The following is an 11,134-nucleotide window of genomic DNA, read 5'->3' as shown; positions in this document are numbered from 1 at the left end:
GTCAAGGTATTTTAATGTTAAATGTAACTATTGCAGTAGTCTGCTCAAGTTAGCTTATGACAATTATTACCCTCGAAGATATTGCTCAATATCGCTCCCAACTATCAGACTTGACTGAGGCGAAATCGGCGTTAGAGGCGATCGCCGATTGTGAAGGCGATTTAGAAGACGCTGCTATCTCCCTCGCTATTCAAGTTGGACAACAACCTGATACTAGCGACTATCTCGATGGATTAGCCAAAAGATGTCGAGTTGCTCTTTGTCAAGATGTATTTAAAGAAGATTTACAAAATAATCAAATCGCAGCAGCCGTAAAATATCTCATCCAAGGGAAAATTTGTCCCTCAATTTTAGCCACCCCTGTAGTCATTTACGCCGTTAAACAAGGAGTCAATAAATTTTGCGAACCCCTTAATTATCAAGTTAAAAGCAATGACAACTAGTTATTTTTTAGTTAAACTAGGGCAGAAAATAACTGCCCTAGTTTTATTCAAATCCAAATTGCGATCGCCAATAACTACGAACCGGAATTAATAATTTGCGCTAAATCAGTAGCAACTTGTAATAAAAAACTAGCCGATTTATTTTGTCCTTTCGCTGCCATTGCTTGAGCCACTTTGGCAATCATTTGCACCAAACCAGCATCAACTAAATCTGGATTAGCGCTCAACAGTTGAGCCACATCTTCACCAGTAGAACATTGTAGCATTCCATCAATGAGCATTAAATAAGCTTGAGCGCGGCTTTCCACTCCTTCTCGGTTAACTACCTGAGCAACCTCAGCAAAAGCCTGTTTCAATTGTGCCGCAAAAGCCTGCAAAAATTGAGCTTGTTCGGTATTTCCCGCCTCTTCTAGTTCAATTGCTTTTTCTTCAGTAACAGCGATAAACTGAGGATCGATAAGTTCTCGATTTGCTTCCAAGAGTTTAAGCTCCTCACCTCTAGGACAATCGAGCAGTTGTTGAGTTAAAGTTTGATAGGCTTGGAGACGTTGTGTGTCGGTCATTAAATTTGACGTTGATAGTTCGACTAGCTTCACTATAGCGATTGACGTTGGGGATGGCTGTGCCAACCTTGCCAAATCTATCTTACCAGAAAAACTGGGTTTAAAGCCTCGCCCTTTAGCGGAGCGGAGGGCGACTTTTTAGAAGTGTAGTACCAAGGAAATATTTGTGGTAAAATTTCTCCAAACAGAAGGAGGTGATGTTAATTGTTTGGCTGTCAACAAAATCTGATTAAAAACTCAGAACAACTGCCATTCATCGAGTATCTTTGCCGAACTGCCAATAAACTTATTAACTGTGGAATCTATTTAGCTCGTCAATGGTATTTTAAATGCCATTATCTCCCGGATAAATATGATTTAGAAAAAGCCTTGAAAGGAAACACAAATTATAAATTCCTCCATTCCCAAGCGGCTCAACAAACTCTCAGAGGAGTAGCTGAATCTTTCAAATCCTATAAAGAACTTTCTCAGAAGTATAGAGAAGGGGAATTAGGAAATTGTCCGCAACTTCCTAAGTACAGAAAAAAAGGAGGATTGGCAACGATAACCTATCCCAAGCAAGCCTTGAAATTAAAGGGAGATAAACTGAGAATTCCGCTCGGAAAGAAGGTAAAAGCAGCATTCGGAGTTGATGCGTTTCTGTTGCCATTTCCAACCAATCTCGACTTTAAGAAAATTCGAGAAATTCGGATTCTCCCTCGTAATGGTTGCTTCTATGTCGAATGGGTTTATCAATTAGAAAATCTAGAAATTAAGTTCGATAAAAGCAAAGTTCTCGGTATCGATCATGGTTTGGATAACTGGTTAACCTGTGTTAGTAACGTAGGAACGGGTTTCATTGTTGATGGAAAACATCTTAAATCGGTCAACCAATTTTATAATAAGCAGATTGCTACGATTAAAGAAGGGAAACCACAAGGATTTTGGTCTAAACGATTAGCTCTCCTCACCGAAAAGCGTAATCGACGGATGCGGGATGCAATTAATAAAGCCGCAAGACTGGCGATCAATCATTGCCTAGAAAATGGGATTGGTTGCCTTGTTATGGGGTGGAATAAAGGTCAAAAAGATGGCATGAATATCGGGGCAAAAAATAATCAGTCATTTGTACAAGTTCCCACTGCTAAACTCAAAGAACGTATCAAGCAGTTGTGCGAATTATATGGAATTGAGTTTGTCGAAACTGAAGAATCGTATACCTCACAAGCCTCATTTTTAGATGATGATTTCTTGCCGACTTATGGTGGAAAACCCATTAGCTGGAAACCGTCAGGAAAGCGAATTAATCGAGGATTATATCGTTCGGGAAATGGTAGTTCGATCAATGCTGACTGCAATGGTGCGGCTAACATCCTCAAAAAAGTAGCGGCGACTTTGAAATTTTCTCTCAAAGGAGTCAGTAGGGGCGCTTTGACTACGCCTTTAAGAGTCCATTTTTGGATGGCTTAAGAATCCCCTCCCTTTAGCAACGCGGAGGGAGGGGAGCAGTCAAACTAGAGACTTTGCCCACAGACGACAGAATCTTACTCTCCTTGACTAACGAAAGTAACTTTTGTACCTCAAGTCAGATGAAAAATTCTATCTTTTTTCGCCAGAATGCTGGCGTAATCCGAGAAAAAATCAGGAGAAGACATGAGCGATCTTAGTGCTGTTGTCGCTAAAATTAATAACTTACAAAATGGCGAAATGCAGCAAGTTGAAGTTGGCAAGCAAAAAGTTTTATTAGCAAAAGTAGACGGCAAATATTATGCCACAGGCGCTTTTTGTCCTCACCAATCTGCACCATTAGCCAAAGGTATTTTAAGTGGCAATCGCCTCATTTGTCCGTGGCATAATGCTTGTTATAATGTCAGATCTGGGGAACAGTACGAACCTCCTGGTTTAGATTGTTTAACTCATTTTCCAGTTCGTTTGGAAGGGGAAAATATTATCGTTACAATTCCCGAAAATGCTCCTTCGCAACATCCACCAAAGATGGTACAACAGAATCTGGAAGTTAGTGATAAGGTTTTCGTTATTCTCGGTACGGGTGCTGCGGGAGTCCATGCTGCTGAAACTTTGCTTCATGAGGGTTTCCCCGGAAAAATAATTATGATTACCTCTGAAGAAAAGCTACCTTATGACAGAGTAGTAATGAGTAAACAGTATTTACAAGGTTCAACAGTACCAAAAGATTCGCTTCCCCTACGAGATGCTGATTTCTATGCAGAAAATAACATTGAATTACTTACTGGGAAATTTGTCGTCCGAGTAAATGCTAAAACCAAACAAATTACTTTTGCCGATGATTCGCTAATGAATTACGATACTTTACTCTTAGCAACAGGTGCTAAAGCTAACAATTTAAAAGTACCTGGTGCGGATTTGGCAAACGTTTTTACTTTGCGTAGTTATCAAGATTCTGACGAAATTGTTACTACTATTGACGAAAGCAAAAAAGCTGTAATTATTGGTTCTAGCTTTATCGGTATGGAAACTGCTGCTAGTCTAACTAAGCAAGGCGTTGCTGTAACTGTTGTCTCACCAGACAAAGTTCCTTTTGAAAAATTACTTGGCGAACAAATTGGCAAAATATACCAAAAGATACCTGAAAAAAACGGCGTTACTTTTCAATTAGGAACTAAAGCTACAGAGTTCGTTGGCGATCGCAAAGTACAAGCAGTAATTTTAGACAATGGCGAGAAATTAGCAGCAGATTTAGTGATAGTTGGAATTGGCGTAACACCAGCTACAGACTATCTCGAAGGAGTAGAACTTAACGAGAAGGATAATAGCATTAATACTGATGAATATCTGCAAGTAACTGATGGTTTATACGCCGCAGGAGATCTGGCTACTTTTCCTTATTGGTATAACGGAGAATCGACGCGAATCGAACATTGGCGTTTGGCTGCTCAACACGGTCGTATTGCGGCACTAAATATGACAGGAAATAGGGTAAAATATGAAGGCGTGCCTTTTTTCTGGACGGGACAGTTTAACATTAAAATGCGTTATGTTGGTCATGTAAAAGATTGGGATGAGGCGATCGTTCAAGGAGATTTATCTGAGTCAGAATTTATCGTTTTTTATGTGAAAAATAAGCGGATTTTAGCTGTGGCAGCTAATGGTTTTGACCGAGAAATTGCCGTTATTTCTGAGTTGATGCGTTTACAGAAAATGCCGGAAGTGGAACGAGTACGCGAGGGTAATTTTGATTGGCTTGGTGCTTTAAATTGTTAGATTGTTTGTGGGACTAGCTGGTTTTCTATTTCGCGCAAAGGCGCATTCGGCGTTAGCCGTTCTCGTTTCGAGTAGGCGCAAAGTTGTTTGGGAATTATTAGAGATTTGTTGTGAAAATTAATTGTTTTGCTGTTGAGTTAGGAATTAAACTAAGAGATGATTAATTGGTGGAGAAAATCTTGGTAACGAACTACGCACAACTAGGAAAAGGGTGGTTATGGATAAAGTTTTAAATACTGAACTTTCGGAAGCAATTGCTCAAAAAATTGGTAAGAAAAATCGCAATCCTTTTGAAAAGGCTTATCAGGCTACTTTGGTGATTGAGGGTGCGGTTTATGTGCAAGGGTTTTTAGTTTGGCAAGGTGAACCTTATCGTCCTCTTGAATGTGCTTGGATAGAGTTAGAAGATTGTTTGGTAGACCCGAATTTACCACATTTGCATAAAAGTGCTGACCAACTTTATTATTTTGCTGCTCAAAAATTGAGTGCGAAACAACTTAAAGCGGCGATTGAAGAAGCTGGGGAAGATTATCCGGATGACGATCCTTTACCAGTTTATGGGGAGACACCTTATGCTTATTATGGGGATGTTATGTTAGGTGGGAAAGAATACGAGTTAGCTTATCAAGCTGCTTTGGAAAAATGTCGGGAGTTAAATAGTCCGGTACGTAAATGATTTGCTTTAACCAGTCGATATTTTAGTGGTGCTTTGTCTAGTAATAATTTTTCAGTAATTAGAGTATGGAACGAGAATTAAGTCCGAAACCAGCAACGCCTTTTACTGTCGCTGCTAATCAAGCAGTTTATAAGCAACTTCTTTTCCAAGATACCGAAGATTTTGAGTTTGTGGAACGGGGTTTTATTGCTACTTGGGATGAACCAATTATTAAAACAGCGACGGGAAAAAAGGTTTGGGATTTTACGGCTTTTGATTTTCTCACCGAAAAGACAGAACCTGCGACAGTAAATCCTAGTTTATGGCGACAAGCACAGTTATTAGCGAAACATGGACTTTTTCAAGTTAGCGATCGCGTTTATCAAGTTCGCGGTTTCGATATCTCGAACATTACTTTTATTGTCGGTGATACGGGTTACATTGTCATCGATCCGCTAATTTCTGAGGAAGTTGCGGCTGCTGCTTACCAATTGGTGAAAACTCATCTCGGCGATAAATCAGTGGTAGCAGTGATTTATACTCACACTCACCTTGACCATTTTGGCGGCGTTAAAGGGGTTGTTTGCGAATCTGACGTTGAAGCGGGAAAAGTGCAAATTATCGCCCCCGAAGGCTTTATGGAATACGCTGTCGGGGAAAACGCGATCGCTGGAAGTGCAATGTTGCGTCGCGCTACTTATCAAATAGGTCCTTTTTTACCGAAAAATCCCCAAGGAAACACTACCGTAGGTTTAGGTATCGCGCGATCGACTGGAAATACTAGCTTAATTGCTCCTACTCTCGATATTACTCATACTGGTCAAAAACTAACTATCGACGGTGTAGAAATCATCTTTCAACTTACACCTGGAACCGAAGCGCCTGTAGAAATGAATTTCTACTTTCCCCAGTTTAAAGCTCTTTGCATGGCAGAAAATGCTAATGCTTCGATTCACAATATTTTAACTCTCCGAGGTGCTTTAGTCCGTGATGCCAAAAGTTGGGCAGAATATCTTACAGAATCAATTCGCTTGTTTGCAAATCAAACCGAAGTAATGTTCGCCAGTCACTTTTGGCCCCGGTGGGGTCAAGATAAAATTACCAAATACCTGAAAACTCATCGCGATGCTTATAAGTATCTCCACGATCAAACCTTACGCTTGATGAATCATGGCTATACTGGCATTGAAATCGCCGAAATTCTCAATTTACCCGAATCCATTGGTAAGTATTGGTACAATCGCGGCTATTATGGCACGTTAAACCACAATATCAAAGCCATCTATCAGCGTTATTTTGGTTGGTATGATGCTAACCCAGCAAATCTTCATCCGTTACCACCCGCAGAAGCTAGCCAAAAATATGTTGAGTTTATGGGTGGTGGGGAAACAATCTTAGCAAAAGCGCAAAAATGCTTTGAAAAAGGCGAATATCGCTGGACAGCCCAAGTTTTAAACCATCTAGTTTTTGCTGAACCCTCGAACCTCAAAGCCCGTCAGCTTCTCGCTGATACTTACGAACAATTAGCTTATCAAGCTGAAGCAGGGACATGGCGTAATATTTATTTGATGGGCGCAAAAGAGTTGCGACACGGTTTAGGTGACAGAGAAATGTCAGGTAGCCCTGACGATCCAGATACGATGAAGGTGATGACACCAGGGATGCTCTTTGATTATCTCGCAGTACGTGTCAATGGACCGAAAGCCGCCGAAATGGAAATTAAGCTTAATTTTCGGTTTACGGATGTGGAGGAAGAGTATTTCGTTACGGTAGAAAATGGCGTGTTGGTGCATCAAGCTAATCTGCAAAGGGAAGATGCAGACGCTAAGGTATTGCTGACAAAGGATGCTTTAATCGATATTAGTTTAGGTTTGTCGAGTATTGAAGAGAAAAGAGAATCTTCTGAGTTACAGATTGAAGGTGACGCAGGGAAATTTAGTGAGTTGTTGGGACTGCTGGATGATTTCGATTTTTGGTTTAATATTGTCGAACCGTGATTGGGGACTGGGGACTGGGGACTGGGGACTGGGGACTGGTGATTGGGAAGAGGGGGAGGACAAGGGAGAGGGGGAGGACAAGGAGGAAGGATAAACTGGTAACTGATAACTGATTTCCCAATCCCTAATCCCCAATCCCTAATCCCTAATCCCCAATCCCCAATCCCCAATCCCTAATCCCCAATCCCTAATCCCCAATCCCCAATCCCCAATCCCTAATCCCCAATCCCCAATCCCTAATCCCCAATCCCCAATCCCCAATCCCTAAGCGATCGCTGATACCGAGTTTTGCTAAGATGATTTGCCACAGAGAGTTATGAGGGCAGCTAGATTGGAAAATAAGGGGAATTAGAGAATAAACTGTTCACTGTTAACTGAAAACTGGTAGCTGAAAACTGGTAAATGCGGGTACGTGATAACTAAAAAAAGTTAGTGGGGTAGTTAGAGAGGATGAAATTAACAGCAAGAGTAGGTAAAGTACCGCCTTCGATTACTTTGGCGATCGCGGCTAAAGCGAAGCATCTAAAGGAAGAAGGGGTAGATGTATGTAGTTTTAGCGCTGGGGAACCGGATTTTGATACACCCGCACATATTAAAGAAGCAGCCAAACAAGCTTTAGATGAAGGAAAAACTAAATACGGTCCGGCGGCTGGGGAACCAAAATTAAGAGAAGCGATCGCCTCGAAGCTACAATCTGATAATCATCTCGCTTACGAACCGGAAAATATCATTGTAACTAATGGTGGTAAGCATTCTTTGTTTGGGATGATGTTGGCTTTGATTGAACCACAAGATGAGGTGATTATCCCTTCTCCTTATTGGTTGTCTTATCCGGAAATGGTGAAATTGGCTGGAGGAGAACCTGTAATTGTCCCGACTAAGGCGGAGTACGATTATAAAATTACTCCCAAACAACTCAAAGCGGCAATAACTCCCCAAACTAAGTTATTTGTTCTCAATTCTCCCTCAAATCCCACTGGTGCGGTGTATACACCCGATGAAATTAAAGCTTTAGCGGAAGTGGTGGTAGAAAATGATTTACTCGTCGTCTCGGATGAGATTTATGAAAAAATTCTCTACGATGGAGCCGAACATCTCAGTATTGGTGCAATTAATCCAGAAATTTTTGCCCGTACGATTACCAGTAACGGCTTTGCAAAAAGTTATTCGATGACAGGTTGGCGAGTTGGTTATCTTGCCGCACCTGTAGAATTAATTAAAGGCATGACAATTATTCAAGGACATAGTACCTCGAATGTTTGTACCTTTGCTCAGTTTGGCGCGATCGCGGCTTTATCCGGTTCTCAAGAACCTGTGGAAGAAATGCGTTTGGCTTTTGCCCAACGGCGTCAAGTTATGCTAGAAGCAGTTTCTGCTATTCCCGGACTAAGTTGTCCCAAACCCAATGGCGCTTTTTACCTGTTTGTTGATATCAGTACAACAGGTATGGCTTCTCTTGATTTTTGTAACGCTTTACTCGATTCTCAGCAAGTTGCGACCATTCCTGGTGTAGCATTCGGAGCAGATAATTGTATTCGTCTGTCTTATGCCACGGATATGACTTCGATCGAAAAAGGAATGAAACGTTTGGAAAAATTCGTTACTTCCCTTTAAGCAAAGTTTTGTTTGTCTCTCTGCTACCAAACCAAGCGCGGAGGGACAAAATTTATTGACCAACAATTATTTTTAACTCAAGGTAGCAAAAATGACATATCAAAAAATCTTAGTCGCCCTCGATAAATCACCAGCAGGTAAACTTGTTTTTGAGCAAGCTTTGGATTTAGCCAAAAAAGATAACGCTAAATTAATGTTATTTCATTCGTTGCCTTTGGAATATCAAAGTGTAGGATCTTATACCGATCTTTACGGTCAAAACCTGGCAAACTTTTCTCAATCGATGCACCAACAGTTAGAAAAAGAAAGCGAGTCAACCCGTCAATGGCTGAGTGAATTTGGCGATCGCGCTACCAATGAAGGTGTAGCTACTGAATGGGACTGGCGTATCGGCGACGCTGGTAGATGTATCCGCGAACTTGCTAGTAGCTGGGGTGCAGATTTAATTGTCGTTGGTCGTCGCGGTCGTCAAGGTCTTAGCGAAATGTTTCTCGGTAGTGTTAGCAATCATGTGGTTCATCACGCTTCTTGTTCGGTTTTGGTCGTTCAAGGAATCGATTGAAGAGAGAAAATTGTTAACAATGACAGCAAATCCGGCGATCGCAGTCACATCTCCATACCAGACAATCAAGAGTTGTCAAAAAAAGCAGAGAATGAGTTAGCTCAAGAGATCCTCATTTTCGGAAAACCTTGCTAGCATAGGCTTCGATCGTTATTCGTTGTTATATGTCTCTCCACGGCTAACAAAGTTTCTACACAGTAACCATCTCTTTCTGCTTTGGTTTCGCCTCGAAATGTTCGAGCAACAGATTCCTTAACATATTTTTCAATTCATCGCAAGGAACTCTTTTCCTAACTTCTTCGCCTAAACAAGCATCTTTACCTACTTTACCACCCATCCAAATATCTACGGCTTCGACTACTTCCCCATCTTTCTTCGTTTTCGTACCAATTAAACCAATATCTGCCACTTGAGGTTGACCGCAAGAATTGGGACAGCCAGTCCAGTGAATGCGTACTGGTTTAGGCATTTCTAGTTCGCTTTCGAGTTCCTTAATCATCGCTAAAGCACGGTTTTTGGTTTCAATAATTGCATAACCACAAAACTCGCTACCCGTACAAGAAACTAAGGCTCGATTTAACTTTTCTGGATTAATTGTTAAGCGTTTTTTTACTAATGGTTCGTTGAAAAATGCTTCTAAACGAGAGTCAGGAATATAGGGAATAATCAAGTTTTGCTCAACAGTCAAACGAATTTCTCCACCACCATAAACTTCCGCCATTCTCGCTAATTCAAACATTTCCTCAGCATACAAACGACCGACAGGAACGTGCAAACCTACATAATTTAGTCCCGGTTGTTTTTGTGGATAAACACCAATATGGTCTCGTTTTTCCCAATCAATTTCATCTTTTGCTGCTGCTGATTCTAAAGGATGTCCTAGTTTCTTTTCGACTTCATCACGAAATCTTTCTCTTCCCCAATCTTCACTTTTAATTAAGTGCATAAGTCGGCATTTTGTCCGACTCGCCCTTGGTCCATTCTCGTTGTAAATAGTTAACATAATTTTGGCAAGGGGAACTACATCTTCTGGCGGTATCCAAGCATCAAGAGGAATGGCTGTGACGTATTGTTTGGGAGCAAAATAACCGCCAACAATAATGTTAAATCCCAATTTACCATTTTTGTAAGCAGGAAGATAACCAAGGTCGTTAATTTCGGCATGAACTGAGTTATCTCGACCGCCAGCAACGGCAATGTTAAACTTACGAGGAAGGTTACTTAAACCCATATTTCCTTCGCCGTTGTTAGTAATCGTATCTTGGAGGTTACGTACTAAGCCGCGAGTATCGATTAATTCATTTCCATCGATACCTGCTACGGGAGAACCAGTGATATTACGAACGTTATCCATTCCTGACTGAACGCTAGTTAAACCGGCTTTTAAAAGTCGCTCAAAAATATCGGGAATATCTTCAATTCGCATTCCTCGCAGTTGCAAATTTTGGCGGGTGGTAATGTCTGCATTTCCTTGTTCTTGAAATCCCGCACCGTGACAATAACGTTGAATAATTTCTGCGAGAACGCACATCTGAGTGCTAGTTAAAATACCGTTAGGAACGCGCATCCTCAGCATAAATTTGCCTGGAGTAACGGGACGATAGAAAAATCCGAGCCATTTTAATCCGTAGTCGCGCTCGAATTCATCCATTGCTTCCCAACCAATTTTGGCGAATTCTTCTAGTTCTTGTTTGAGCAATAAAGGATGTTTTTTCGCTTTGGCTTGTTCGATTTTGTTGAGTTTCTTTTTCGGATCTGTTTTTGTCATAACCTGATTTTTCCTGAGCTGGTTCGATCGAAGCTTTAAGAAACTTTTAAGCACTGGAGTTCCTCTCAGGCTATGCAAATCTCTTGAGAAGTTTTGTAGGCTTTTTAACAAAATTGTCGTTTGGCTGTGTTAATTTGCCTAAATCTATCTAGAGAAGGAGGGATTGGGGATTATAGCAGTGAGCAGTAAACAGTGAACAGTAAACAACGATAAGAGCCTATGATAGCCAAGTTTTCTGAAAATGAGGATGTCCTAACTAGCTCGTTCTCTGCGATGGGGATTATGGTTTCTCCCCAGGTGGTTTCATTTT

General features: G+C 41.1%; 9 protein-coding genes. 7 read left to right on the top strand and 2 right to left on the bottom strand.

Annotated elements, in window-relative coordinates; translation table 11 throughout:
* Positions 1-56: 56 nt before the first annotated feature.
* Positions 57-443, top strand: a complete 387-nt coding sequence (locus tag G3T18_RS18365; protein WP_224412037.1) for a hypothetical protein — start codon at positions 57-59, stop codon at positions 441-443.
* Between the two features lie 74 nt (positions 444-517).
* Here the strand turns inward: G3T18_RS18365 and G3T18_RS18360 are convergent, their stop codons facing one another.
* A complete protein-coding gene (locus G3T18_RS18360; protein WP_224412036.1) occupies positions 518-1,006 on the bottom strand; it encodes a hypothetical protein in 489 nt (162 codons plus the stop codon).
* A 204-nt stretch (positions 1,007-1,210) separates the two neighbouring features.
* On the opposite strand from G3T18_RS18360, the gene G3T18_RS18355 reads away from it, so the two are divergent.
* The 6 genes from G3T18_RS18355 to G3T18_RS18330 all read left to right on the top strand — a co-directional run bounded on the left by G3T18_RS18355 (position 1,211) and on the right by G3T18_RS18330 (position 9,056).
* Positions 1,211-2,455 carry an RNA-guided endonuclease InsQ/TnpB family protein gene (locus tag G3T18_RS18355; protein WP_224412035.1) on the top strand — a complete coding sequence of 415 codons (1,245 nt, stop codon included), beginning with the start codon at positions 1,211-1,213 and terminating at the stop codon, positions 2,453-2,455.
* A 183-nt stretch (positions 2,456-2,638) separates the two neighbouring features.
* A complete protein-coding gene (locus tag G3T18_RS18350) occupies positions 2,639-4,228 on the top strand; it encodes an apoptosis inducing factor family protein (protein ID WP_224412034.1) in 1,590 nt (529 codons plus the stop codon).
* Positions 4,229-4,445: 217 nt separating this feature from the next.
* Complete coding sequence (locus G3T18_RS18345; RefSeq protein ID WP_224412033.1) at positions 4,446-4,904, top strand: hypothetical protein; 459 nt, start codon at positions 4,446-4,448, stop codon at positions 4,902-4,904.
* 65 nt (positions 4,905-4,969) lie between these two features.
* Entirely contained in the window at positions 4,970-6,880 is a 1,911-nt protein-coding gene (locus G3T18_RS18340) for an alkyl/aryl-sulfatase (RefSeq protein WP_224412032.1), read from the top strand.
* Positions 6,881-7,330: 450 nt separating this feature from the next.
* Positions 7,331-8,494, top strand: coding sequence for a pyridoxal phosphate-dependent aminotransferase (locus tag G3T18_RS18335; protein WP_224412031.1), 1,164 nt, complete (start codon positions 7,331-7,333; stop codon positions 8,492-8,494).
* A 91-nt stretch (positions 8,495-8,585) separates the two neighbouring features.
* Entirely contained in the window at positions 8,586-9,056 is a 471-nt protein-coding gene (locus G3T18_RS18330; protein WP_224412030.1) for a universal stress protein, read from the top strand.
* A gap of 190 nt (positions 9,057-9,246) precedes the next feature.
* Here G3T18_RS18330 and G3T18_RS18325 read toward each other — a convergent pair whose 3' ends face one another.
* Positions 9,247-10,824, bottom strand: coding sequence for a ferredoxin--nitrite reductase (locus tag G3T18_RS18325; RefSeq protein WP_224412029.1), 1,578 nt, complete (start codon positions 10,822-10,824; stop codon positions 9,247-9,249).
* Positions 10,825-11,134 lie beyond the last annotated feature (310 nt).

The organism is Oscillatoria salina IIICB1, from assembly GCF_020144665.1.
Taxonomy (GTDB): Bacteria; Cyanobacteriota; Cyanobacteriia; order Cyanobacteriales; family SIO1D9; genus IIICB1.
The sequence above is the reverse complement of the archived record's forward strand: the minus strand, read 5'-3'. Positions and strand labels throughout refer to the sequence as shown.